Here is a 26,172-nt window from a genome sequence, read left to right on the forward strand (position 1 = left end):
CTTTTTAATAAGTTAAAGTGACGCAAAGAGGATTCATTATCCTAAAGCTTGTCTTGAGAGTAAAGCAAGAACGCCTGTTTATGCGAATTTTGTTTTAAACTGTTCAAAACATCTTTTGCCTGTGATGGATCTTTTATAGGACCTAAATGCAGACGATAAATTCCATTTACTTGATTAATTTTATTTTTTAATTGGTATTTTTTGGAAAGTTTATTCGCAAGTAGTTGAACATTAGAGTAATTGGTAGCTGCGAGTACTTGAATATACATGGCCGATGTTTTGTCATTGGGCACTAAAGCTTTGATTTTAACGCGCCCGGTTCCTGATTGGTAAATTCCTAATTTATAAGCTGCTGCATAGGATAAGTCTATGAGTCGATTATCATGAAAAGGCCCTCTGTCATTTATTTTAACGATGGCTGTTTTGCCATTGACTAAATTTGTGACTTCGACAAAACTAGGAAGGGGCAGTGTTTTATGTGCTGCGGTCATAGAAAACATATCATAGGTTTCACCATTAGAAGTTAGGTGACCATGGAATTTTCGCCCGTACCAAGATGCGATACCTTCATTTTCATATCCTGACTCACTAAGCAAAGGCGTATATTTTTTCCCTCGCACAGTATATGTTCGACTTGCAGCTATGCTTTTTTTTACTTTTATGACTTTAGCATCAAGCTGTTCTAATAAAGTGGGCTTTCTTAGTGGTGCTGCATCATGGCGCATATTATAACGACTTGTACTGCATGCAGATAAAACGACTGTGCTAATTATTAATAAGATAATGAATCGCATTTTTAATAACTTTATCATGTATGAACCAACATGCGCTTATGGGTTGCCACTGACATTATCATGCCAAAGCCTGCCAATAAAGTAACCATAGAAGTTCCACCATAGCTAATAAGAGGTAAAGGAACACCTACAACAGGTAATAAACCTGAAACCATGCCGATATTTACAAAAATATACACAAAAAAAGTTAAGGTTAAACTTCCCGCTAATAATTTACCAAAGGCATCTTGTGCATTAACAGCGATGAATAAACCCCGTGCGATAATAAATAAATAAGCTGCTAATAACAAAGTCACACCCACTAAACCGAATTCTTCGCTGAGAACTGAAAATATAAAATCAGTATGGCGTTCAGGTAAAAACTCTAATTGTGATTGTGTTCCGTGGAGCCAGCCTTTTCCTTCAACTCCCCCTGACCCTATGGCTATTTTAGATTGAATAATATGGTAGCCAGATCCAAGCGGGTCACTTTCTGGATTTAAAAAGGTTAATACTCTTTGTTTTTGATAGGCATGCATACCATAAGTCCAAAGAGGCCATGCACTGATAGCACCAATAGCACACACACTACCAACTAGGCGCCAGCTAACCCCTGCTAGGAACAGAACAAAAATACCTGAGCTGGCTATTAAAATGGAAGTACCTAAGTCCGGTTGTTTATAGATTAGGTAAGTTGGTAACATGACCAATAAAAACCCAATGAATAAATGTTTTAATTTTGGTGGTAAATGATATTTACCTATATACCAAGCAACCATCATAGGCACTAATAGCTTCATTATTTCTGAGGGTTGTATGCGCGTAATGCCTATGTTTAACCAACGTTGAGCACCTTTACTGCTAACACCTACAATTAATACTGCAATGAGAAGTATAATGCCAAATGTATAAAGGGGGATCACAAAACGTTGCAAGGTAGAAGGGGATATTTGTGCCAGAACAACCATGATTAAAAGCGCAACTCCCAAGCGTTTTAATTGGCGAAAAACGATAGGAAGTTCTTGTCCACCGGCACTATAAACAATGAATAAACTCGCTGCGAGTAAAACAATTAAAGCGAGTAATAAAGGGAGGTCGATATGAATTTTGTCCCAAATTGTTTTTTTATGTTTTAACGGATTCATGGATTACCTGCTATTTCAGCTGCTTTATTTGCAAAATAATGGTCCATAATTTTACGAGCGAGGGGCGCCCCTAGGCTACTCCCGCCACCTGCATTTTCAACTGTAATGGTCACAATAATTTCAGGGGATGAAAAAGGTGCAAAGCCAACATACATAGCATTATCACGATGCTTTTCTTTAACTTTATCTTTTTCGTACTCTTCACCTTGGGCAATATTAACGACTTGTGCTGTGCCTGTTTTACCCGCAGCATCATACGTATGCCCTTTAAATGCTTTGTATGCAGTACCCGATTTTTTTTGTACGGTATTATGCATTGCTCTTAAGGGAATATCCCAATGATTATTATCTTTTAATATAATGGGTGGCTTTTCTTCATTATTTAAAATAGTCAGTTGTTCATTCAATTTAGCCACTGAAACTAAATGTGGTGGGTGGTTAATACCTTTATTGGCCAAAATATTAACTGCATTTGCTATTTGGATTGGTGTCGCAGACCAATAACCTTGACCAATACCAATCGAAATCGTATCTCCTGGATACCATGACTCATTAAAGCGTTCTTTTTTCCATTCAACAGAGGGTAAAATTGCAGAGGTTTCTTCATGAATATCTATACCTGATAAATCTCCAAAACCAAATTGAGCCATAAAGTTACTGATTTTGGTGATTCCGAGCCTGTAAGCCATATCATAAAAAAAAGTATCACAAGATTTTTCTATCGCTTTATAAATATCAACTTTACCATGGCCCCACTTGAGGTGATCTCGCCATCTATGTTTTACATTTGGGATTTGAAAAAAACCTTGGTCACGGATCGTTGTTTTTTCATCTATAATGCCTTCTTCTAAACCTAGCACTGAAATAATTGGCTTAATAGTGGATGCTGGTGCGTATCTTCCTTGTGTTACACGGTTAAACAATGGGCGGTCTGAATTTAATAATGCTTTATAGTTCTTACTGCTAATACCATGGACAAATAAATTGGGGTCGTAACTTGGATTTGAGTACATAGCTAATATACCGCCATCTTTTGCATCTAAAACAGTAATGGCACCACGCATACCTTTTAATGCTGCTTGAGCTGCTTTTTGTAAACTTATGTCCATTGTTAAAACAAGGTCGTTACCTGGAATCGGAGGTGTAAAGCTTATGCTACGTAGTACCCTGCCTCTATTGTTAATTTCTACTTTTTCTGACCCCACGGTGCCATGTAAAGTTTCTTCATAAAATTTTTCTATGCCTAGCTTGCCAATAAAGCGGGTAGCACGATAATTTTGACTTTTATTTTCAGCATCTAATTTGAGCAATTCCTTTTTATTTATTTTAGCTACGTAACCTAGGGCATGAGTCAAAGTATCACCATGAGGGTAATGGCGAGCTAAACGGGCCTCTACTCTAAAACCCGGGAATTTATCTTGGTTTACCGAAAATAATGCAACTTCCTTTTCATTGAGGCGAGATTTTAGGATTTGGCTTTTAAAACGGCGATTATGTTTTATATCATTTAAAAAGTTTTTTTCTTGTTGCTCTGTGATATCAAGTAACTTTTTTAGCGCCATTAAAGATTTATCTAAATCTTTAATCTTTTCAGAAATGCCTTCGAGATTATAAACGGGTTTATTTTCAGCAAGGATCACGCCGTTTCTATCATAAATAATACCGCGATTAGGGGGGACTGGGACTAGTTTTATGCGATTATCATTAGAGCGCGTCTGATAGGAATCAAAAGATGTGACTTGCAATTGATAAACATTAATAAACAGTACTGCAATTAAAATTAATACAAATACAAAAGCAATAAAGGCTCTACGTGCAAATAAATTTGCTTCAAAGGAATGATCTCTAATAGTCGTAGGGCCTTTAAACATCAACAAATACTACTCTCTGTGATAGGGATGGTTGGTGTTTAAGCTCCAGCCTCTGTACAGGCTTTCAGCTAAAATGATTCGAACAAGCGGGTGGGGTAAGGTTAAATTAGATAATGACCATTTTTGTTCAGATGCTTCTATGCATTGAGGTGCTAACCCTTCTGGTCCACCAACTAATAAACTGACATCACGGCCATCTAACTGCCATTTTGTCATATTTTTAGCTAATTTGTGTGTATCCCAAGGTTGACCTGTTACTTCAAGTGTTACTATACGGTTGCCTTTAGGAACAGCTGCTAAGGTTTTTTCACCTTCAATATGCAAAATACGTTTTATATCTGCATTTTTACCGCGTTTACCTGCTGGTATTTCGATTAACTCTAAGGCCATATCTTTGGGAAAACGACGTTGATACTCTTTGAAGCCGGCTTCAACCCAGTTAGGCATTTTAGTACCGACTGCAATGAGTTGGATTTTCATACTAGCCCCAAAGTTTTTCTAACTGGTAAAAGTCTCTTGTCTGTTCTTGCATTACATGAACAATAACATCTCCTAAATCCACAATTACCCATTCCCCAGTTTCTCTTCCTTCAAAACTTAAAGGCTCAAAACCTGCGGCTTTTGCTTCTTTATTAACGTTATCTGCAATTGACAAAACATGACGTTTTGAATTACCTGAGCAGATCAATAAATAATCTGTAATAGGCGATTTACCAATGACATCTAATTTCACGACATCTCGTGCTTTCATATCATCCATTTTGTTAAGGGCAAATTCTACTAATTCAGTTGTTTGCAAAATAAATACTCACTATTTATAAGATTTTAACGATTTAACTAATCGACCATTTTATCATGCTAATTAAAGATAAGTAACAGTTGAATTAAATCATTATGAAACTTAACGTTGAAATGATTTTTATTCTTTTTTGTTTTCTGTTATTCGATCTAGTTATAAGTGGTGTATCTTGAAGTACCTGATTTAGGTAGTGTAACTTGCTGTATATTATAATTAAAAAAGATATTTAGGAATTTAATAGTACAAAATCAATTATTTTATAAATTCAATTTAGAATGTTTATACTATTAAATTTTTCTTACGAATGTATGTTTTTTGCTCTTCAAGTTGTTGTTTGTGCTTATTATTTATTTGGTTTCTCAAATAGGTAAAATTATTTTTTCTAAATTTGCTGTTTGTAAAATATATGTTACCTTTGTTTTATCTATTAAATTGCAATGTTGCGTAAAAGTTAATTGAAATAAGGAATGGAGGTGACAATGAAATCAGTAATAAAAATTAAAAACATGCTTACATTGAGTGCAATTTCACTCGCTATGGCTGGAGGCGCTGTGCAAGCTGCTGTCGTAGACTGTACAAATGTAACAACCTGGCAAGAAAATACAGCATATTCAAAAGGTGAACTTGTTCAGTTAAGTGAACAAGCGTTTGAATCACAATGGTGGAATAAATCTAATCCATTGGAAAAATCAGGTCCATGGCAAGAGTGGAAAAAAACGGGTGACTGTGACAGCGGTGTCATTGTTAATTTACCTCCCTTTGTATCATGGAATTCACCATTAACTGGTACTTCTTTTGTAGAGAATGACAGCGTTGTCTTTGATTTGAACAGTTCGGATGAAGATGGCACTGTTTCTAAAGTTGATTTATTTATAGATGGTATTAAATTAACGACTTTAAACGGAATTCCGTATAAATATGATTGGTTGGCTGTGGTAGGGGAACATACACTCACGGCTGTTGCAACAGATGATAAAGGTGCGCAAACAACAAGCAGTGAAATCTTAATTATAGTTACACCAAAAGATACCCCCCCTGTAAATAAGCCACCTGTTGCAACATTAATGGCAACGGTACCAAGTAAAGTTTTAGTGGGTGATACGATTAACTTTGAGTTTTCGGCCACAGACTCCGATGGCCAAATATCTTCTTTAGAATTACTCGAAAACGGAATCAAAGTAAGCAGTGCTACGAGTGCTAGCGGGAGTTTTTTATGGACTGCTTCGGCTTTAGGCATTGTTAAATTTGCAGTAAAAGCAACAGATAATAAAGGCGCTACTTCTTTAAGTAATGAAATTAGTGTTTCTGTTGTAGAAGATGGACAAACAGGACCTAACCCTGATGACTGTCGTCCTGAAGGACTTTACCAAACGCCAGGTGTTAATACACCTTACTGTACTATTTATGATCAAAATGGTCGTGAATTGATGGGAGCCGATCATCCGAGGCGAGTTATCGGTTATTTTACTAGCTGGCGAAATGGTGCTAATAACCAACCTAGCTATTTAGTTAATGATATTCCGTGGGATAAAATTACTCATATAAATTATGCGTTTGCTCATGTTGATGATCAAAATAAAATTTCTATTGGTGATCCTAACGCAGTTAACAATCCCGCTACTAATATGGAGTGGCCGGGTATTGCTGGCGCTGAAATGGATATGAGCTTGCCATATAAAGGTCATTTCAATTTACTCAGTAAATACAAAAAACTTCATCCTGATGTTAAAACTTTAGTTTCTGTAGGTGGCTGGGCTGAAACTGGCGGCTATTTTGGTGATGCTGGGCGTGTTGCCAGTGGCGGTTTTTATACATTAACAACCAATGCTGATGGTAGTGTAAATCAAGCGGGCATCGCTGCTTTTAGCGCCAGTGTTGTTGATTTTATACAAAAATATGGTTTTGATGGTGTTGATATAGATTATGAATACCCATCATCTATGGCTGACTCTGGTCATCCCGATGATTTTGAGTTTTCTAATGCGCGCCGCGCAGGTTTAAATGCATCTTATCAAGTATTAATGAAGTCACTTCGTGAAAGTTTAGATAAAGCGGGTGAGCTTGCTGGTGAGCATTATATGCTAACAATAGCATCACCATCTTCGGGTTATTTATTACGTGGCATGGAAACTTTCCAAGCAACTCAATACTTAGACTATGTAAATATCATGTCTTATGACTTACATGGTGCATGGAATTCTCATGTTGGTCATAACGCATCATTATTTGATACAGGCTTAGACTCTGAGCTTAAAGCATGGGATGTATATGGTACTAAAGAGTTTGAAGGTATAGGTTATTTAAATACTGACTGGGCTGTTAAATATTTCAGAGGAGGCTTATCTGCAGGTCGTATTAATATCGGTTTGCCATATTATACGCGTGGTTTTAAAGATGTGACTGGTGGGACAAATGGTCTTTGGGGCCAGGCTAAATTTACTGATCAAGCTAACTGTCCTAAAGGTACAGGTAAAGGTGATAAAAACTTCTGTGGTGATGGTGCTGTTGGTATTGATAACCTTTGGCATGATATAGAAAATGATCGCGAAGTTCCTGCTGGTAGTAATCCATTATGGCATACTAAAAATTTAGAAAAAGGCATTGTTGGCAGTTATTTAAGTGCTTACGGTTTAGATCCTGATACAGATATTGATGATAAGTTTATTGGAACATATACACGGTATTACGATAGCGTTGCTGTAGCGCCTTGGCTATGGAATGACACCAAAAAAGTATTCATCTCAATAGAAGATGAAGAGTCTATGGCAACTAAAGTTGATTATGTTATTAATAATGGTTTAGGCGGTGTTATGTTTTGGGAGCTTGCTGGCGACTTTGATTTTGATGTTGCAAAAGGTGAGTACTTCATGGGCTCAACTATGACCACACTTGCTTATGATAAATTTAATCAAAGTGGTACTCCTTATGGTATAGACAAAGGTAATGCCACATTTACTGTGCCTGCAGAAATGGTTGATGTTGTTTTTGTAGCAAAAGACTTTCCTGAAGGTGATAAAAACTACCCTATTAGCCCAACATTTGCATTTACTAATAACTCAGCAATTGATTTTAGCGGTGCAAAAATATCATTTGATATTCCAGTTTCAACTTCAGCAATATTCAAATCAAATTGGAATGCGAAGAAAAAACTGAAAATGGCCATTGATACCAATGCTTCTAACGCAGCGGGTAATAATATTGGTGGTTTTGAAAATGAATTCCATCGTTTTTCTATTACGCTTACAAATGAATGGGGTGGAACAACAGAATCATTCAAAGTTGGTGAAACAATCAATGCACAAGTGATGTATTACATGCCAATCAGTGGGCCGGTAAATTTTACCATAGAAAAAGGTGGTAAAACCTACGCAATTAAATCTGAATATCCAAACTTACCAGAAGCAACTTCAGGTGGTGGAGATGGCGGTGGAGATGGAACGGGTCAAGCTTGTGATGGGATTGATGTTGCTACTTTACCTGTTTATCCAGATTTCCCTCAAAAAGATTGGGCTGGTAATCCTGACCATGCTAATACGGGTGACATTATGGTTCACAATCGCGCGGTATTTAAAGCTAAGTGGTGGACAAAATCAGAGCCTGGTAGTGCAGACTGGGATCAAATCTGTACCTTCTAAATTTCTATCTGTTAATTAAATATAACGATACCTATTAACCTTCTAATTATGAGTGGTTAATAGGTTCGAATGAGCAAAGCGCTTAACTTCTTTGCTTAGGAGACTTCTATGTTTAAGAAAAATATAAATTTAAAAATAACGTTTGTGTGCCTAGCTGTTTCAACTGTATTTTCAGCGATAAGTATCAATGTAAATGCACACGGTTACTTGGATAGTCCAAAGGCGCGACAAGCAATTTGTGAAGCGCAACAAGGCTATTGGTGGCCCGAAGATGGTTCCGCTATTCCTAATTTAGCATGTCGAGCTGCTTACTTAGAGTCAGGTTATGTGCAGTTTATTCAAGAGCATGAATTTGCGGTCAATACCGCAGACTTTCACAATCAGGAGGCTGTTGAAGCTAACATTCCCGATGGGACTTTATGTGCTGCTGGAGATAATAAAAAAAGAGGCATGAACTTACCTTCTTTTGATTGGCAACGTACAGAAGTAATCCCAAATACGAACGATGAAATAAAAGTAAGATTTAGAGCAACAACGCCACACAACCCTAGTTTCTGGCAGTTTTATTTATCAAACTCCCAATATAATGCAGGTGAAAAAGCACTGTCGTGGAGTGATATCACATTAGTACAAGCGCATGGCAATATTAATTTTATTAAAGATGCTGATGGTAAGCGCTTTTATGAAATGAATGTGGCAATACCGAAAAACCGTGTTGGAGAGGCTATTTTGTATACCCGCTGGCAACGTGATGATGTCGTGGGTGAAGGGTTTTATAACTGTAGTGATATTACAATTATTAGAGACAGTGTTGAACCAGACGCTTGGTATGATGTTGGTTTTTATTTAAAACAAGGTCAAATCGCAAAAGTAGGTGAAACAGTTTGGTTAAGATTATTTGATGCAACAGGGAAGGAGTTACTTAACCAACAATTGGCCGTAACAGAGGCTAATGTAGCGACTTGGCAAAGTGATTTTGCCCAAAAATTAAATCTTGAATATAGCCAGTTTATTGCCATTGGCGTTAAGAATTTACAAGACGAAATTATTTTTGATAGTACAGATATATTAAGTAATTCAGTATTTGTAACGAATAAAGATCATAGTTTTGCCCTGTCTATTAAGTCGGCACCTGTTAATACCCCTCCTATTGTTCATGATATTGATAACCTATCTATAGATGAACTGGCATCAGCTCAGGTGCATGTGCATGCCTTTGATGATGAACAAACAGACTTAAATTATTCATGGCAAATACCATCTGGTCTTACATATACAGGCAGCGGTGCAAATATAGAAATCAGCGCACCTGAAGTGACAATTGATACAGATTATGCGGTAACAATTTCAGTGTCGGATGGTTTTATTGCAACAAATAAAAGCTTTGTTGTAACAGTTAAAAATCTCAGTACAGATCCAACAAAACCCGCTTGGAATAGTAACAAAGCTTATAGTGCAGGAGATCAGGTTTCTTTTGCTGGCAAAGTTTACGAAGCAAAATGGTGGAATAAAAATCAAGAACCTTCTAATAGCAATGCCTGGAAATTAGTAACGCCTACCGATGGTGGTACTGAAACTTGGAGTGCACAAAATGACTATGCGAGTGGCTCTGTAGTAAGTCATAAGCAGGTTGAATATAAAGCAAAATGGTGGACAAAAGGTGAAGAGCCGGGCGTCAGTGTCGTTTGGCAAAAACTTTAATAATCTAAAAATTTAATTTCCGTTGAATACTCGTGCTTAAAGTTGTCTTGATATTCAGCATCAATAAAAAGAAGAGGTCATTATGTATAAAAAATTATTAACGGCTTGTGCGGTAAGCGCAGCATTATTCAATTTACAAGTTGTAGCTGCACCCGCTGCACCAAGTATAGACTGGACACCACAAGACTATTCATTTGTTGAAGTAAAGCTTGATGGTTCTGGTTCGTATAAAGATCTTGTTAAAGCAAAAGAACAAGTAGATATAAGTATTAAATGGAATTCATGGAGTGGGACTGGTGGAGATGCCTACAAAGTGTACTTTGATGATTTGTTAGTAGAAGAAGGCACATTAACTGCAGGTACAAAAGCTGGAGTGATTAATTTTCCTTACTCAAAATCAGGTCGCCATACTTTAACAATTGAGCTATGTGAAGGCACAGTGTGTGCAAAAAGTGCAGGTAAACCGATTGTAATCGCTGATACAGATGGTGCACATTTAGCACCGCTTAATATGAATATAGACCCTAATAACAAACAATATCCAAAGCAAGTTAATACAGTAGTAGGTGCTTACTTTGTTGAGTGGGGAATTTATGGCCGTAACTTTGATGTAAGTCAGATCCCTGTCGATAATTTAACACATTTATTGTATGGCTTTATTCCAATGTGTGGTCCTAACGAATCATTAAAAGAAGTTGAAAACGGTAATAGTTGGCGAGCATTACAAACTGCATGTGGTGGTTCTGCTGATTATGAAGTGGTTATTCATGATCCTTGGGCAGCAGTACAAAAAGCATTGCCGGGCATAGATTCTAAAGATCCAATTCGTGGTACTTATGCGCAGTTAATGGCATTAAAACAACGTAACCCTGATCTTAAAATCTTACCATCAGTTGGTGGTTGGACATTATCAGACCCATTCTACGGTTTCACAGAAAAAGCTAATCGCGATACATTCGTTGCATCAATGAAAAAATTTCTACAAACATGGAAGTTTTATGATGGTGTCGATATTGATTGGGAATTTCCCGGTGGTGATGGTGCAAGCTCAAATTTAGGTGATCCAATTAAAGATGGCCCTGCATATCTCGCTTTAATGCAAGAATTAAGAACGATGCTTGATGAACTAGAAGCGCAAACGGGTCGTACATATGAACTTACCTCAGCGATAGGTTCAGGTTATGACAAAATTGAAGATGTTGATTATGCTGCTGCTTCACAGTATATGGACTATATTTTTGCCATGACATATGACTTTTTTGGTGGTTGGAATAATGTGACTGGCCATCAAACTGGTTTAAATTGTGGCAGTCATCTAAGTGTTGGTGAATGTGATGGTACTGGGGTAGATGATGATGGCAAACCACGTAAAGGCCCTGCATATACATTAACAAATGCTGTTAATTTATTATTGGCGCAAGGTGTCGCTGCAAAACAAATTGTTGTTGGTGCTGCTATGTATGGTCGAGGTTGGGAAGGTGTTTATCCTGCAAATGCGACAGATATGGATAATCCGATGACAGCGCCGGGTAATGGTAAACTAAAAGGTAGTACCAGCGAAGGTGTTTGGGAACCTGGTATTATGGACTACAAAGGCATCGCTAAGAATATGATAGGTAGTGCTGGTACTGGTGTGAATGGTTTTGAAGTGGGGTATGACGAAGTCGCTCAAGCAGCTTATGTTTGGAATCGTACTTCAGGTAAATTACTTACTTACGATAACCCTCGTTCAGTTATTGCTAAAGGTCAATATGTTCGAGCAAATGAGCTCGGTGGTTTATTTGCATGGGAAATAGATGCTGATAATGGCGATATTTTAAATGCAATGCATGAAGGGTTAGCAGGCTCTACAGGGCCAATTAATAATAAACCCGTTATTACTTTAGGCACTAACTTTTCGGTAGATGCTGGGGCTGTGATAGATATTTCAGCAACGGCAACCGATGCTGATAGTACAGATGTTTTAACATATAGCTGGACTTTAGATGCTAGGCTTAGTGCAACTGGTATAGATACAGCTAATGTTCAAATAACAGCTGGCAATATCACTCAAACAACTGATTATGTTATTAAGGTTAATGTTTCAGATGGTAAAGATACAGTAAGTAAGTCTGCAATATTAAAAGTTGTTGCACCAACAACGGGTAATACAGCACCTATTGTTGCACCAATTAACGATGTGATTGTTGAAGAAAACAAACAAATTAATGTTGCAGTTAGCGCAACAGATGAACAAAATGATGTTTTAACTTACACTTGGAATGTACCTGCTGGTCTTGTTTTATCTGGCTCTGGTGAAAGTGTGACTTTAACGGCAAATGAAGTTGCAGCCGATACTGATTATAGCCTAAGTGTTGATGTATTTGATGGTTTAGAGACAAGTTCGCAAAGCTTTACTGTGACTGTGACCAATAAAGATTCAGGCGGTAATACAACTTGGGATGTCAATAAAACGTATAACACAGGTGATACTGTAATATTTAATGATGTGACATATAAAGCTAAATGGTGGACTAAAGGAAATAGCCCTGACTTAGGTGGTCCGTGGGAAGAGGTTGTGCCTGATGACGGTCAAGTTCGTGCATGGCGTTCAGATTTAGTCTACAACACAGGTGATAAAGTGTCTCATGGAGCGTCACAATATCAAGCTGGCTGGTGGACTAAAAATGAAGAGCCTGGCACAGCTGCTGTTTGGAGTAAATTATAAGTCAAGATTGAGTTGGTTTTAAAATAAAAAAGAGCAGCTAATTAGCTGCTCTTTTTTATAGGAAAATTTATAGACCTTTTGTTATATGATGTGATGCTGCTGCAGAAAATACAACATCAGTAGAGCTATTTAGCGCAGTTTCTGCTGAATCTTGGATTACACCAATAATAAATCCAATTGCAACAACTTGCATTGCAATATCTGTATCAATACCAAATAAGCTACAGGCTAGTGGTATAAGCAACAAAGAGCCTCCTGCAACTCCAGATGCACCACATGCTGAAACTGATGCTATAACACTAAGTAAGATTGCAGTAGCGATATCTATTTCAATATTTAAGGTATTAGCTGCTGCAAGTGTTAAGACAGTAATTGTGATAGCTGCGCCTGCCATATTTATGGTTGCGCCTAATGGAATTGACACCGAATAAGTATCTTCGTGTAAATCTAATTTTTTGCATAAAGCCATATTAACAGGGATATTAGCAGCTGAGCTTCTTGTAAAAAATGCAGTTATGCCTGAACCTTTTAAGCAAGTAAATACTAATGGATATGGGTTAGTACGCGTCATTAAAAAAACGATTAGCGGATTGACTATCAATGCAATAATTAACATCGAAGCAACTAAAACAAAAACTAAATGACTGAATTCCGCTAAAGCAGAAAAACCAGTCGTTGCTATCGTATTGGCTACTAAACCGAAAATACCTAAAGGAGCAAACTTAATAACAATTTTAACGATACTTGAAACTGCATCAGCTAAATCATGCACTATTACCTTGGTTGAATCGTTTGCACGTTTTAATGCAAACCCTAAGCCTAATCCCCAAGCTAAGATGCCAATGAAATTACCTGTTGCGACCGCATTAACGGGATTATCTACTACTTTAAAAGCTAATGTAGATAATACTTCACTTAAACCTTGGGGTGGATTAGCGGTTGCTCCTGCTAAGTCCAAAGTTAACTGAGTTGGAAATATAAAGCTCATTACAACAGCTACAAATGCTGCGCTTAAAGTGCCAATAAAATAAAGCGCCACAATAGGTTTTAAGTTTGCATCACTATTTGCCTTTTGATTCGCAATTGATGATGCGACAAGTACTAAAACTAAAATAGGTGCTACGGCTTTTAAAGCACTCACAAATAAAGCACCTAACATAGAAAAAGATTTTGCAGTATCCGGCAATAATACGGCGAGAATACAGCCTAAAATAATGGCCATAATTATTTGACTAACAAGACTTGTTGACTGTAATTTTTTGAATAGTGCTGTCATAGCAGACCTTAGTTTTTATTATATTTCATAATTGCCCTGATTTTTACCACTGAAGAAGTTGTTTTGTCCAGTATTTTTCATTTTGATAATGTTTCTTTTATGTTCTAAAAAGCGCTGTAGAGAGATTATATTGTCAGGCAAATCTCAAAATAGGAACTTATAGTGAATAATAATTTCAATGTGTTGCCTATGATTTCAATGTGTAACAAAAAATGTCTAAATTTATTTTAATCGCTAAATTATTACTGTTTAACGTAACAGTGATGGAGTAATTTTTCTCATTACTTATAATTACAAATAGAAAAATTTAAAGGCATAAAACAATGAGAACAGCTAAATGAATTTAACCCGTTCGGCTTTAAAAAATCCTGCCGCGATAATTGTAATAGTTGCCTTGGTGATGGTTTTTGGTGTTATGAGTGTATTTAAACTTCCATTACAACTCACCCCTGATATAGAGCAACCACAAATAACTATTTCAACAGGGTGGCGAAGTGCCGCACCATCTGAAATGGAATCCGTGATAATAGAGCCCATTGAAAATGTTGTTAAAAATACACAAGGTGTGACTAAGGTTACAACTAATATCCAAAGAGGTTTTGGCAATATTACACTTACATTTAATGTGGGCGCTGATATGCAAAAAGCCATGCTAGATGTGATAAATAATCTCAATCAGGCACCTCCATTACCTTTGGATGCGATTGAGCCTGTGATCTCAGCTGGGGGGGGACGTGGTGGACCAAATACAGCATCTTTAATGATAAAAACTTTACCAAGCAATCCGGCACAAGATTTAGGGCAATATCAAAAGCTTATCGAAGATGTTGTAAAACCAAGATTTGCACGTATTCCTGGCATGGGGCAAGTTAATCTTGCCAGTCATAGAGATAGAGAGTTAAGAATTACATTTGATCCGCTCAGAGCAGCTTCATTAGGGCTCACAATTTCAGAGATTAGTGCAACTATTGCACGTGCCAGTGATGTATCTGGTGGCATTGCAAATGTAGGACGACGCCAATATACAGTGAGGTTTTCAGGCCAATATAACATTGGTAACTTAACCGAAATGATCATAGGTTATAGTGGTGAAAGAGCTATTTATTTAAAAGATGTTGCGACTGTTGAAAATACGCTAGTTGATAAATTTGCGTTTAACTTAAGAAATGGTCAACCATCATATTATTTTACTTTAAAACGCCAAAATGATGCCAATACTGTTGCATTATTAGATGAAATAAATATCGCAATTAAAGAACTTAATGAAGGGCCTATGGCCGTAGCTGGATTGACAATAGATTTAAGTTTTGACTCTTCTGTACATATTAGAAATGCCCTTAAGTTAGTGCAAAATAACTTAGGTTTGGGTGTATTACTTGCTCTGATTATTTTATGGTTATTTTTACGGGGATTAAGAACGACATTAATCATCGCGATGACAATACCTGTTTCCCTGATGGTGGCATTTGCAGCTTTAAGCTTGTTTGACCGTAGTTTAAATGTTATTTCACTTGCCGGATTAGCATTTTCTGTTGGCTTAGTGCTCGATGCTGCAATTATTGTGCAAGAAAATATTGTTAGGTTACGAAGCCAAGGTCTAAATAAATCAAAAGCCGTTATGAGAGGCGCTCTTGAAGTGACAGGCGCACTCTTTGCCTCAACGGCTACCAGTGTTGCTATTTTTTTACCTATATTATTTATGGCTGGTATAGAAGGGCAGTTATTTTCAGATTTAGCATTAACACTTTCAATCGCAGTGGTAGCATCATTTGTTTCTGCTGTAACGATTTTACCAATTGCGAGTAAATATTGGTTAGATGCAGATGAAGAGATCGATCCCTATCAAGCATATTGGCAAAAACTCACTCAGTTTGTAATGAAAATTACAAATACGACTACAAAGCGGTTAACTTGGATTGCAGTATTGTTAGGTGGCTCTGTCATGGCTACAGTATTATTGATGCCTAAAACCGACTTTATGCCTAGGGCACCAATCGATGGTTTTTTCATGAGTTTAAACATGCCACCAGGCGGAAATGTTGATTTTATTGAAAAGGAAGTTGCTTCATTAGTTAAAGAACGTTTGGCGCCTTATTTATCGGGTGAAAAAACACCAAAAATAAAAAGTTATAACTTTTTTTCATATGGTGCTGCTTCGACGGGAGGCTTTATTTATTCTGCTGATCCGCAACGGGTTGAAGAGTTAATGGAAGTGGTCAAAACTAAAGTACTCGCAGATTTGCCTGATACACAAATATTCTTATTTAGAGGGTCAATGATCAATGTATCGGGTGGGGGGAACGGCCGTACTGTAGATATCGATATTAATGGTTCAGATATAGAAAGCTTAATGACTGTGGCGCAAACAGGTATTGATGCTATTAATGAAAATATGAAAGGTACAACCGCTTTTCCAATTCCGAGCTTAAACTTAGCTGAACCTGAACTTAATTTAATACCGGATGATCAACGTATTACTCAGGCAGGTTTAACACGAAGAGATGTTGCTAACGCTATAAGGGCTTATACCAGTGGTTTATTTATCAGTGAATACTTTGATGGTAACGACAGAGTTAATGTTATTTTACGTGGTTCAAAATGGAATACGCCTGATGAATTAGAGTCTTTACCTATATTTTCTCCTTTAGCGGGTATTCAGACTATTGGAGAGTTAACAACACTCACTCGTACCGCGGGTCCAACACAATTAAGGCGAGTTGACGGTAGACGTACAATTAGCTTACAGGTTTCACCACCTGCTGATATGTCACTAGAAGAAGCGCTAGTGATGATTAATAAAAAAATCATTCCTAAAATGAATGAAAATTTATCTGATGATGCTTCGATTCAACTAAGTGGTAATGCGAATAAAATGGCAAATGCTATTAATGATATGTTGAAAAATTTTGTATTGGCTTTATTGATTTTATTTTTATTAATGACGGCTCTATTTAAATCAGCTAAAGATAGCCTATTAGTTTTACTTGTGATGCCTTTAGCTGTTGCTGGTGGTGTTATAGGCTTGTATGTACTGAATTTATTTACATATCAATCATTAGATTTGTTAACCATGATAGGATTTATAATCTTATTAGGTTTAGTTGTTAATAATGCAATTTTATTAGTAGATCAAACTCGGGCAGCTCAAAAGCAAGGACTATCTTGTTCCGATGCAGTTGCACAAGCTGTGCGCATTCGTGCAAGACCCGTTTATATGAGTACATTAACCAGTTTATTTGGCATGTTACCGCTAATGCTTATGCCTGGTGTGGGCAGTGAAATATATAGAGGTTTAGCAACCGTGATTGTGGGTGGTATGGGTATAAGTGCAATATTCACCTTAGTTTTATTTCCATGTTTATTGCAACTAGGTAAAAATTCAGCAGTATCAAGTGAAATTAATAATGATGAATCAGATAATAAAGTTGCTGATTTAAAATTACATCAGCAACAGGTGAGTTAGGAGACATTATGTTTACAAGAATTTTAATGAAAGGGTTATTCGCTGGTAGCATAGTGTTACTCTCTCAAACATCATTTGCTGCTGATATACCTGCCAGCCCCATAAAAGTTGATACTGTGACTAAGGTTGCATTATCAGCAACTACGGATTTAATGGGGACTTTACATAGTCGCTCTCATATTCAAGTTACGGCAGGTATTAATGGACGTTTAGAATGGTTAGCAGAGCCTGGAACTTATGCAAATAAAGGTGATATATTAGTTAAAATGGACTTATTACCATTAGAATTAAAATTAGCCGAACAAAAAGCGCAAATAAAACGAGCAGAAATTAATACGGCTTATTTTAAAAATGAATGGGACCGACTACAGAAACTGCGTAAAACAAATTCAACGTCACAATATCAGTTAGATCAAACTCGTTCTCAATATGAGTTAGCACAGGCTGATATTGAAATTGCACATTTGAAACTACAACAAATAGAAGATCAAATAAATAGAGCAACAGTTAAAGCTCCTTTTGAAGGTGTGATAACACAAAGAATGACACGCGCGGGGACAGATGTTAGCCGTAGTGATGTTTTACTTAAACTTCTAGATACAAAACACTTGGAAGTAAGGGTTTTTGTTCCAATTAAATATTTGGCTTATATACACACTGGCAACCCATTAAAAGTAGTTGCAAATGATAAAAAAATAAAAGCGCAGATCATTGCAAAAATCCCAAGTGCAGATCCTCGCTCACAAACATTTGAAGTCAGATTACAGGTTCCTCAGGTTTTAAATGATTATTGGGCAGCAGGTCAGTTAGTTAAAGTAACAGTACCAGTACAAGATAATCAGGCAAAACTGACAGTACATAGAGATGCATTGATATTACGTAAAGAAGGTACTTATGTGATTAAAGTTGATGCAGATAATAAAGCACATAAATTATTAGTAAAAGTAGGTCAGGGCACGTTTGAAAGAGTAAGTATAGAGGGAGATTTATTAGACGGTGACAAAGTTGCAATAAGAGGAGCTGAGCGTTTAACTGAAGGTCAATTAGTTGTTGTGAACTAGCTAAAAATTAATAAATATTTAATTTAAAAAGGAAGCTAGGCTTCCTTTTTTTGTTGAATTGGGTAATAAATGACGATACCTCATTTATTCAGTCAATTCAGAGTTTTTTGAGCGGCTATCAGCAACAGAAATAGTATTGTTTACTAAAGCTAATTGTATATCCATTTTTTCAAATGTTAATTCAGGTGCAATAGTATGTGCGCTAAATACTTCATTTAATTGAATTGTAATCACATTTTTGATTTGTGCATTCACTTCATTTTTCAACTCAATTTGTAATTGTTCTGAAGTTTCATTTGCAAAAGTATTTACATTGAACAAAGCAATTGTTATTAATGCTAGTGTTGTTGTTAGTTTTTTCATTATCGTCCTCGATATTGAATAGAAATAATTATGCTGGTTGAAGGCATAAAAAATTTCGGAGTTAAAATCAATTTTAAATTCTTACCTTCAGATCCTTTGGTTGTAAGGTGTTTCCTTAGGTCGGGTAAATAATAACCGACTTGATTGTTTTTTTAAAACGATCATTTATAATGCGAATAGATTAGAAAAACTAATCCATAATTGGCTTTAATATCATAAAACTGTCATAAGGTTGTCATGTCTAGAAGGTTACCCCCTTTAAATGCTTTAAAGGCATTTGAATCAGCTGCACGCCATTTGAGTTTTACTAAGGCTGCTGAAGAGCTGTTTGTCACGCAAGCTGCTGTTAGTCATCAAATAAAAACGTTAGAGGAGCATTTAGGGTTAAAGCTTTTTTTGCGTAAAAATCGTTCGCTATTGCTTACAGAAGAGGGTCAAGGCTATTTTTTAGATATACGAGAAATTTTCACACAACTCATAGAATCCACAGAAAAGTTATTAGCGAGGGGAGAAAAAGGCTCTTTAACTGTGAGTTTAACACCCAGTTTTGCGATTCAATGGTTAGTGCCAAGACTCAATTTATTTAATGAAGCACATCCAGATATAGATATAAGAATAAAAGCACAAGAACAAGATGAAAACTCTTTGACTGATGATGTAGATGTTGCAATTTATTATGGACGAGGAAATTGGAGTGGTATTGAAACCCATAAGCTACACACAGAGTATTTAGTTCCTTTGTGTAGCCCAATGTTATTAAATGGTTCAAAACCGCTTAAAGAGCCCTCAGATCTTCAATATCATGTATTGCTTCATGACATGACAAGAAAAAGCTGGAAAAACTGGATGAAAACATCAGGTGTTCGAGAGGTAAAAGTAAATCAAGGACCTATTTTCAGTCATTCATCTATGGTTTTACAGGCCGCAGGGCATGGACAGGGTGTAGCATTAGGCAATAGTGTTCTGGCTAAACCTGATATTGATGCCGGTCGTTTAGTTGTTCCTTTTAGCCATAGTTTAGAAAGTAAAAATGCATTTTACTTGGTATTTAGGGAGTCGCAATCTGAACTTGGAAAAATAGTCTCTTTTAAAGACTGGATGTTAGCGTTAGTTGCACAAGAGCAAAGTTAGGAAAATGACAATGATCACTTGGTACAAATCAAAAGACCCTTTAGCACAGCTCATATTTGCACATGGGGCTGGCGCAGGTATGGATTCTGAGTTTATGCAACAAATGGCTGAGTTACTTGCAGGCAAACAAATAAATGTCGGATTATTTAACTTTGAATATATGCAAAAGATTAAAGCTGAAGGTAAAAGAAGGCCGCCAGAACGAGCTGATAAATTATTAGCATACTTTGACCTTGTTATAGCGCAAGCTTCAAAAGAAAGTGAGTTACCTATGTTTATTGGTGGGAAATCTATGGGAGGCAGAATGGCTTCTATGCTGATAAGTGATGAAGCTTATTTAACAAAGCAATATATAAAATCTATAAATGGTATTGTTGCTTTTGGATACCCGTTTCACCCTCCTGGTAAGCCAGAAAAATTAAGAACTGCGCATTTTCCAGATTTAAATAGCCCTTTATGTGTTGTCCAAGGTCAAAGAGATACTTTTGGCACTGAACATGATGTGTTGGCATTAGGCTTATGCGATAATGTGCAGCTAAATTGGATACCAGATGGTGACCACTCTTTAATACCACGTAAAAAATCAGGTTTTACACAAGCACAAAACTGGATCTTAGCTGCTAATAAAGCTGCTGAATTTATGCACAGGAACCTTTGATGACTAAAATATTTTTAATACTAGGTGGTGTTTTTGCTGTTTTAAGTGTGCTTTTGGGGGCATTTGCTGCACATGGTTTAAAAAGTAAATTAACTGAACAGGCTATTGCGACTTTTCAAGTGGGTGTAACTTATCAGATGTACCATGCATTAGCTTTAGTTTTGTTTGCACTTGTTGCAAAGCAAGGGGTGCCACTTAACTGGGCGAGCGGCTTTCTCGTTACCGGCATTGTATTTTTTAGTGGCAGTTTATATGCATTAGCTTTCACGGGTTTTAAATGGTTTGGTCCAATAACTCCTTTGGGTGGAGTTTGTTTTATAATCGCTTGGGTTTTATTTATTTTTCAGGTTTATCGTTATTTTGAAGTTTAGGATTTAATTTTTAATGAATTGTATTGTTATTTACTGTCGTATTGGTTTTGAAAGTGATGCAGCAGCCGAAATCACACACCAAGCAACACAACAAAATGTTGCGGGTTATGTAAAAACAAAAGCACAAAGTGGTTTTGTTATTTTTCAGTGTTTTGAAGAAGGTCATGCTGATAAAATAATTAAAAATGTCCCATTTACACAAATGGTATTTGCACGGCAGTGGTTTGCAGCAACATTAGTAGAAAATATGCCTGACGAAGACAGAGTAACTCCCCTTGTTGAGGCTACTGAGCAATTTTGTTCTGAGATTAAACTGTGTAGTGAATTACGTGTTGAAACCCCAGATACTAATGATGGCAAAGAGTTACTTAGATTTTGTAAAAAACTATCAGTACCCTTAAAACATAAATTGATAAAAAAGAATCGATTGATTGACGATAAGAAAGGCTCTGTAAATACATCAAGTAATAAACGTCCGATAATGCATGTCTTGCTCTTATCAAGCTCAGTTGCTTATGTTGGTTATTCATATACAAATAATAATTCAGAATTCTTTATGGGCATTCCGAGGCTGAAAATGCCAGGTGCGGCACCTAGCCGCTCAACATTAAAGTTAGATGAAGCCTTCATCGTATTTGTGCCAGATAGCGAAAAAGAACAAAGAATTCGCTCAAGTATGAATGCAGTTGATTTAGGTGCATGCCCAGGTGGTTGGACATATCAGCTGGTAAGACGTGGTATGTTTGTACAAGCTGTTGATAATGGCCCTATGGCTGAGTCATTGATGGAAACTGGACAAGTAAAACATTTCACAGAAGATGGCTTTAAATTTAGATCCGATAAAAAAAATATTGATTGGCTAGTTTGTGATATGGTTGAAAAACCAGCAAAAGTGACAAAGTTAATGATTGATTGGGCTGTTAATGGTTTTGTAACTGAGCTTATTTTTAATCTTAAATTACCGATGAAAAAACGTTTTGATAGTGTTTATGAAAATCTAAGTTTAATTCGCACTGAACTTAAAAAATATAACATTGAGTTTAAGTTACAAGCAAAACACCTATATCATGACAGGGAAGAAATCACTGTTAATTTACAAATTACTAAAATGCCAAAACACCTAAAATATTAATAAATAAAAAAAGGGGTCGGAGTTAATAAACGTATTATTAACTCCGACCCCTTTTTTATTTATTTTTCTTTCTTAATATAATCAATATACTAAAAAATGTAATGATTAATAATACCCACAATGGCGTATCACCATTTTTGCTATAAAAAGTCGTGCCTGAGATTTTTTTGAATTGAGTTTTCAGAACATTAGTTTCAAATTGTTTTGAAGATATTTGTTCATGGCTAAGGGGGTCATATACAGCAGTGATCCCGTTATTTGTTACTCGTAATAAAGGTAAACCAAGCTCTTGAGAGCGCATTCTTGCTATTTGCATATGCTGGTGAGGCCCATGAGAGTCTCCAAACCAAGCATCATTGCTTACAGTTAACAATACATCTGTACTTTTTTCATGGTTGTTACGTAAATAATCTGAAAATACAATTTCAAAGCAATTAGCAGGCAATACATGTAAACCATTCGCGATTAAGTTTTTCTGTATTGCTTCTCCTGGGGTAAATGAAGACATTGCTAAGTTGAAGAGAGGCGCTAAAGGTCTTAAAAAATCTTCAAAGGGTACAAACTCACCAATGGGGAGTAGTTTATGTTTAGTATAACGATTATTATGTAAATACTGATAATGCCCTTGTGTGCTGTCTGTATTTTTTTTACCTACAACAATTAAATTATTATAAACGGTTTTAGTATCCCTTTGATAATCTACGATCCCTGTAATTAATGCGGCATTATTAAAAGAAGCGGCACTATCTAATTGGGTTAAAAAACTATTTGCGTAGGTTTCGATTTCAGGGATCGCGGCCTCTGGCCATAAAACTAAATCAACATCCCAATTTTTACGGGTTAAATCCAGATATTTTTGCATTGTAGGCCAAGCTTGATCTGGATCCCATTTCAAATTTTGCTGGATGTTTCCTTGCACTAATAGAACTTTGACTTCTTTTTTTATGTAGTGAGAATCACTAAGATAAGGTGTACTGAGTGCAAGTGAAACTAATAATAAGGCTGTAAGTGCAAAAGGTTGCCAGAGCTTTCTTTTTATTAAAATCAGTACGCTAAAAGAGAGTAAGATAAGTATAACTGTTAAGCCAAACTCACCAATGAGTGGTGACAATATATTAAATGGACTATCTGTTAAGGCGTAACCTAAAGAAAGCCAGGGAAAGCCGGTAAGCATCGTTGCTCTAAGGGTTTCCATTAGCATAAAAATGGGTAAAAAAAGCATTATCCATAAGTAATATTTAGCAGAAACGTTATTCTCGATAGTAACTGTTTTGTGGTAGAGTTTGGCGCTGAGGCCAAAGGCTAACGCAGGATAAATTGCTAAATAGGCGCACAGTATCAGCATTAATATTAGCGAAACTATGAGCGGTAACCCCCCAAAATCAGCGATTGCAACATGAACCCAACTGATCCCTGCGCCAAACCAACCCAATCCAAAAATAAAACCATGTTTAGTGGCTTCTTTTGGGGTTATGCTCTTTGAAGGCATCGCATTATTCATTATGATTGCGATGCAAAGAAAAGCTAATGGCCAAAAATTAAATGGCGCATAGGAAAAAGTCATTAGTACACCCGCTAGCAAAGAAAGTGTACTTTTTATCAGAGGTTTTTTATTTATTTTAATCAAATTGCGCAGTCAACTTCCGGTATTTTTGGGATCGTAATTTGAAGCTGACCAATACGTCGGCTATCAGAGTTGGCAATTTTGAAGTTAACATCAGATATCTCAATCGCTTCACCTTTCTCAGGCATATGACCAAAGGCATGTAATACGATACCGCCAATTGTATCGGCTTCATCTGTATTGAAGTTCATATCAAAATATTCATTAAACTCATCTAGTGGGGTAAGCGCTTGTACTAAATAAACATGTTTTGCCAGTTGTTTGATATCTTCTATTTCTTCTTCATCGTGTTCGTCTTCAATTTCTCCCACAATGATTTCTAAAATATCTTCAATCGTAACAAGTCCTGATACACCACCATATTCATCAACAACAATAGCCATATGATAGCGCTTTTGACGAAATTCATCTAAGAGCGTATCAAGTCGTTTGCTTTCAGGCACCACAATAGCAGGGCGTAAGTGCTCTGATAATGGAGGTAATTCATCGTGATTTTTTAAAATTAAAGGCAATAAGTCTTTTGCTAACAATATGCCTTCAATGTGATCTTTATCTTCAGATATAACCGGAAAACGAGAGTGGGATGCTTCCACCATAAGTGGCAAGAGCTCAGTTAAAGGTTTTTCTATGTCTAAGGTGATCATTTGTGAGCGGGGTATCATGATATCTCTTACTTTAAGTTCAGAAACCCCTAATACACCTTGGATCATTTTTTGAGTATCAGAATCAATTAACTCTCGATGTTGTGCATCTTCAATAACTTCAACTAATTCTTTTTTATTTTGGGGTTCTCCTTGAAACAGCTGGGCAATTGCCTCTAACCATGTTTTATTTGAAGAACCCTGATTACTCGGCGAGTTGTCGTCGCTCATACGCTTTTTTTTAGCTCCGTTGTGTTAATAATAATTTAGAAAAAGAGTTTAATTTAATTAAACATCATCTCTATAAGGGTCGTCAATACCCATAGTTGCTAATATATTTTTTTCTAAACTTTCCATTTCTTGTGCTTCATCTTCTTTTATATGGTCATAACCTAATAAATGCAAGCATCCATGTACAACCATATGTGCAAAATGATGATGAAACTCTTTATCTTGCTCAATTGATTCTCTTTTTACAACTTCAGGGCATATCAAAAGATCACCTATCAGTGCTATCTCTATGCCTTGAGGTGCTTCAAATTCAAAAGATAAAACATTGGTTGCTTTATTTTTACCCCGATACTCAAAATTTAATTGTTGACTCTCAGCGCTGTCGGCAACGCGAATTGTTAATTCTGCATCGGGTTTAAATTTTTCTAATGCTTTTTGTGCCCATTGCTGAAAACTTTTTTCACTTGGTAAGTCTTCAAATTCGCAGGCTATTTGCAAATCTAGATCAATCATTTTGCTTATCTCTGGATTTATTTAAGTTATATTGCTCTTTTTTTGCTAAAGCTTGTTTTCGTTCTACTTCATCATGGGCTTCATACGCCATAACAATACGGCCAACTACTGGGTGGCGTACCACATCTTTTGCTTCAAAAAAGTTAAAACTAATTTCATCTACTTCAGATAATACTTCAATGGCGTGGCGTAAACCTGAACGTGCGCCTCTGGGTAAATCAACTTGTGTTATATCCCCAGTGATCACAGCCTGAGAATTAAAACCAATACGGGTTAAAAACATTTTCATTTGTTCTACCGTGGTATTTTGGCTTTCATCTAAAATAATAAAGGCATCGTTTAATGTTCGACCACGCATATAGGCAAGCGGTGCAATTTCAATTACCTTTTTTTCAATTAATCGCTCCACTTTTTCAAAACCTAACATTTCAAATAAAGCATCATATAAAGGGCGTAAATAAGGGTCTATTTTTTGTGTTAAATCACCAGGTAAAAAACCGAGTTTTTCACCAGCCTCAACAGCTGGGCGGGTTAACAAAATACGACGAATTTCTTGGCGCTCTAATGCATCAACTGCCGCTGCAACGGCTAAGTATGTTTTACCTGTGCCCGCAGGACCAATACCAAAACAAATATCATGATTAATAATATTTGAAATATATGTATTTTGGTTTGGGTTTCTTGGTTTTATGACACCTTTTCTGGTTTTGATGTAGGCATCATTTATAAACTCGCTGTTATCTTGCTCTAAGCAATTAGCCTCAATAATACTTAAGTGAATAAGTTCAGGATCTATTTCTTTAATAATTCCTTTTAAAGGCGCGGTTTCAACATAAAGACTTTGTAATAAATCAAGGCCGGCATTTACATTTTTATGTTTACCAGTAATGCGAAAATGATTCTCTCTGTGTGCTATTTCAAGTCCTAAACGGCGTTCAATGTGTTTGATATTTTCATCAAATGGGCCAATTAGGGAATTAAGTCTTTGGTTATCAGAAGGCTCTAAATAAATTTCAGCCGTTTTTAATTTGTTACTCAAAATACTTTCCTTGGGAGTAACCACTATTTAAAATTGAG

The 26,172-nt window shown here is 36.4% G+C and carries 20 protein-coding genes; 9 read left to right on the forward strand and 11 right to left on the reverse strand.

All coding sequences use genetic code 11. The features are described from left to right. Positions 1-41: 41 nt before the first annotated feature. Genes BM088_RS02555 through rsfS form a run of 5 tightly spaced genes read right to left on the reverse strand, consistent with a single transcriptional unit; the run spans position 42 to position 4,588 of the window. On the reverse strand, positions 42-812 hold the full coding sequence (locus tag BM088_RS02555) for a septal ring lytic transglycosylase RlpA family protein (protein WP_245763732.1): 771 nt from the start codon (positions 810-812) through the stop codon (positions 42-44). Beyond that, on the reverse strand, positions 809-1,918 hold the full coding sequence (gene rodA / locus BM088_RS02560) for a rod shape-determining protein RodA (protein ID WP_091979608.1): 1,110 nt from the start codon (positions 1,916-1,918) through the stop codon (positions 809-811). The genes BM088_RS02555 and rodA overlap by 4 nt, the downstream gene beginning before the upstream one ends. After that, complete coding sequence (gene mrdA / locus BM088_RS02565) at positions 1,915-3,789, reverse strand: penicillin-binding protein 2 (protein ID WP_091979610.1); 1,875 nt, start codon at positions 3,787-3,789, stop codon at positions 1,915-1,917. Before mrdA ends, rodA begins: the two co-directional genes overlap by 4 nt. Before the next feature lie 9 nt (positions 3,790-3,798). Continuing rightward, complete coding sequence (rlmH, locus tag BM088_RS02570) at positions 3,799-4,269, reverse strand: 23S rRNA (pseudouridine(1915)-N(3))-methyltransferase RlmH (RefSeq protein ID WP_091979612.1); 471 nt, start codon at positions 4,267-4,269, stop codon at positions 3,799-3,801. Between the two features lies 1 nt (position 4,270). Beyond that, a complete protein-coding gene (gene rsfS, locus BM088_RS02575; RefSeq protein WP_091979614.1) occupies positions 4,271-4,588 on the reverse strand; it encodes a ribosome silencing factor in 318 nt (105 codons plus the stop codon). Between the two features lie 479 nt (positions 4,589-5,067). Here rsfS and BM088_RS02580 point away from each other — a divergent pair, with 479 nt between their 5' ends. The 3 genes from BM088_RS02580 to BM088_RS02590 all read left to right on the forward strand — a co-directional run bounded on the left by BM088_RS02580 (position 5,068) and on the right by BM088_RS02590 (position 12,631). Then, complete coding sequence (locus BM088_RS02580; protein WP_091979616.1) at positions 5,068-8,223, forward strand: glycosyl hydrolase family 18 protein; 3,156 nt, start codon at positions 5,068-5,070, stop codon at positions 8,221-8,223. 108 nt (positions 8,224-8,331) lie between these two features. Beyond that, entirely contained in the window at positions 8,332-9,924 is a 1,593-nt protein-coding gene (locus BM088_RS02585) for a lytic polysaccharide monooxygenase (protein ID WP_091979618.1), read from the forward strand. Between the two features lie 82 nt (positions 9,925-10,006). After that, positions 10,007-12,631 (forward strand): glycosyl hydrolase family 18 protein, encoded by a 2,625-nt coding sequence (locus tag BM088_RS02590; protein WP_091979620.1) that lies wholly within the window; start codon positions 10,007-10,009, stop codon positions 12,629-12,631. Positions 12,632-12,698: 67 nt separating this feature from the next. On the opposite strand, the gene sstT is transcribed toward BM088_RS02590, so the two are convergent. Further along, positions 12,699-13,907 (reverse strand): serine/threonine transporter SstT, encoded by a 1,209-nt coding sequence (gene sstT, locus BM088_RS02595; RefSeq protein WP_091979622.1) that lies wholly within the window; start codon positions 13,905-13,907, stop codon positions 12,699-12,701. A 337-nt stretch (positions 13,908-14,244) separates the two neighbouring features. On the opposite strand from sstT, the gene BM088_RS02600 reads away from it, so the two are divergent. Further along, positions 14,245-17,370 (forward strand): efflux RND transporter permease subunit, encoded by a 3,126-nt coding sequence (locus BM088_RS02600; RefSeq protein ID WP_091979624.1) that lies wholly within the window; start codon positions 14,245-14,247, stop codon positions 17,368-17,370. Between the two features lie 8 nt (positions 17,371-17,378). Continuing rightward, positions 17,379-18,431, forward strand: a complete 1,053-nt coding sequence (locus BM088_RS02605; protein WP_091979626.1) for an efflux RND transporter periplasmic adaptor subunit — start codon at positions 17,379-17,381, stop codon at positions 18,429-18,431. Positions 18,432-18,515: 84 nt separating this feature from the next. On the opposite strand, the gene BM088_RS02610 is transcribed toward BM088_RS02605, so the two are convergent. Next, complete coding sequence (locus BM088_RS02610; protein ID WP_091979628.1) at positions 18,516-18,794, reverse strand: hypothetical protein; 279 nt, start codon at positions 18,792-18,794, stop codon at positions 18,516-18,518. Between the two features lie 237 nt (positions 18,795-19,031). Here BM088_RS02610 and BM088_RS02615 point away from each other — a divergent pair, with 237 nt between their 5' ends. The 4 genes from BM088_RS02615 to rlmM are packed head-to-tail and all read left to right on the forward strand — an operon-like array spanning position 19,032 to position 22,086. Beyond that, positions 19,032-19,925: a transcriptional regulator GcvA gene (locus tag BM088_RS02615; RefSeq protein WP_091979630.1), complete on the forward strand. Its 894-nt coding sequence runs from the start codon at positions 19,032-19,034 to the stop codon at positions 19,923-19,925. 10 nt (positions 19,926-19,935) lie between these two features. Further along, a complete protein-coding gene (locus tag BM088_RS02620) occupies positions 19,936-20,583 on the forward strand; it encodes an alpha/beta family hydrolase (protein WP_091979632.1) in 648 nt (215 codons plus the stop codon). Further along, on the forward strand, positions 20,583-20,954 hold the full coding sequence (locus tag BM088_RS02625; protein WP_091979634.1) for a DUF423 domain-containing protein: 372 nt from the start codon (positions 20,583-20,585) through the stop codon (positions 20,952-20,954). Before BM088_RS02620 ends, BM088_RS02625 begins: the two co-directional genes overlap by 1 nt. Positions 20,955-20,967: 13 nt before the next feature. Further along, positions 20,968-22,086 carry a 23S rRNA (cytidine(2498)-2'-O)-methyltransferase RlmM gene (gene rlmM, locus BM088_RS02630; RefSeq protein WP_091979636.1) on the forward strand — a complete coding sequence of 373 codons (1,119 nt, stop codon included), beginning with the start codon at positions 20,968-20,970 and terminating at the stop codon, positions 22,084-22,086. Between the two features lie 55 nt (positions 22,087-22,141). Here the strand turns inward: rlmM and lnt are convergent, their stop codons facing one another. Genes lnt through BM088_RS02650 form a run of 4 tightly spaced genes read right to left on the reverse strand, consistent with a single transcriptional unit; the run spans position 22,142 to position 26,134 of the window. Further along, the gene (gene lnt, locus BM088_RS02635; protein ID WP_091979682.1) at positions 22,142-23,650 is read right to left on the reverse strand and encodes an apolipoprotein N-acyltransferase; all 1,509 of its coding nucleotides are present in this window, start codon (positions 23,648-23,650) and stop codon (positions 22,142-22,144) included. 59 nt (positions 23,651-23,709) lie between these two features. Next, on the reverse strand, positions 23,710-24,582 hold the full coding sequence (gene corC, locus BM088_RS02640) for a CNNM family magnesium/cobalt transport protein CorC (RefSeq protein ID WP_091979638.1): 873 nt from the start codon (positions 24,580-24,582) through the stop codon (positions 23,710-23,712). A 57-nt stretch (positions 24,583-24,639) separates the two neighbouring features. Then, on the reverse strand, positions 24,640-25,095 hold the full coding sequence (gene ybeY / locus BM088_RS02645; RefSeq protein WP_091979640.1) for an rRNA maturation RNase YbeY: 456 nt from the start codon (positions 25,093-25,095) through the stop codon (positions 24,640-24,642). Continuing rightward, a complete protein-coding gene (locus BM088_RS02650; RefSeq protein WP_091979641.1) occupies positions 25,088-26,134 on the reverse strand; it encodes a PhoH family protein in 1,047 nt (348 codons plus the stop codon). Before BM088_RS02650 ends, ybeY begins: the two co-directional genes overlap by 8 nt. Positions 26,135-26,172 lie beyond the last annotated feature (38 nt).

This window comes from Pseudoalteromonas denitrificans DSM 6059 (assembly GCF_900112265.1).
GTDB lineage: Bacteria > Pseudomonadota > Gammaproteobacteria > Enterobacterales > Alteromonadaceae > Pseudoalteromonas > Pseudoalteromonas denitrificans.

Coding starts and splice junctions, on each gene's coding strand:
- BM088_RS02555 (WP_245763732.1), bottom strand. CDS start 812: ATGATAAAGTTATTAAAAATGCGATTCATTATCTTATTAATAATTAGC.
- rodA (WP_091979608.1), bottom strand. CDS start 1,918: ATGAATCCGTTAAAACATAAAAAAACAATTTGGGACAAAATTCATATC.
- mrdA (WP_091979610.1), bottom strand. CDS start 3,789: ATGTTTAAAGGCCCTACGACTATTAGAGATCATTCCTTTGAAGCAAAT.
- rlmH (WP_091979612.1), bottom strand. CDS start 4,269: ATGAAAATCCAACTCATTGCAGTCGGTACTAAAATGCCTAACTGGGTT.
- BM088_RS02580 (WP_091979616.1), top strand. CDS start 5,068: ATGAAATCAGTAATAAAAATTAAAAACATGCTTACATTGAGTGCAATT.
- BM088_RS02585 (WP_091979618.1), top strand. CDS start 8,332: ATGTTTAAGAAAAATATAAATTTAAAAATAACGTTTGTGTGCCTAGCT.
- BM088_RS02590 (WP_091979620.1), top strand. CDS start 10,007: ATGTATAAAAAATTATTAACGGCTTGTGCGGTAAGCGCAGCATTATTC.
- sstT (WP_091979622.1), bottom strand. CDS start 13,907: ATGACAGCACTATTCAAAAAATTACAGTCAACAAGTCTTGTTAGTCAA.
- BM088_RS02600 (WP_091979624.1), top strand. CDS start 14,245: ATGAATTTAACCCGTTCGGCTTTAAAAAATCCTGCCGCGATAATTGTA.
- BM088_RS02605 (WP_091979626.1), top strand. CDS start 17,379: ATGTTTACAAGAATTTTAATGAAAGGGTTATTCGCTGGTAGCATAGTG.
- BM088_RS02610 (WP_091979628.1), bottom strand. CDS start 18,794: ATGAAAAAACTAACAACAACACTAGCATTAATAACAATTGCTTTGTTC.
- BM088_RS02615 (WP_091979630.1), top strand. CDS start 19,032: ATGTCTAGAAGGTTACCCCCTTTAAATGCTTTAAAGGCATTTGAATCA.
- BM088_RS02620 (WP_091979632.1), top strand. CDS start 19,936: ATGATCACTTGGTACAAATCAAAAGACCCTTTAGCACAGCTCATATTT.
- BM088_RS02625 (WP_091979634.1), top strand. CDS start 20,583: ATGACTAAAATATTTTTAATACTAGGTGGTGTTTTTGCTGTTTTAAGT.
- rlmM (WP_091979636.1), top strand. CDS start 20,968: ATGAATTGTATTGTTATTTACTGTCGTATTGGTTTTGAAAGTGATGCA.
- lnt (WP_091979682.1), bottom strand. CDS start 23,650: ATGACTTTTTCCTATGCGCCATTTAATTTTTGGCCATTAGCTTTTCTT.
- corC (WP_091979638.1), bottom strand. CDS start 24,582: ATGAGCGACGACAACTCGCCGAGTAATCAGGGTTCTTCAAATAAAACA.
- ybeY (WP_091979640.1), bottom strand. CDS start 25,095: ATGATTGATCTAGATTTGCAAATAGCCTGCGAATTTGAAGACTTACCA.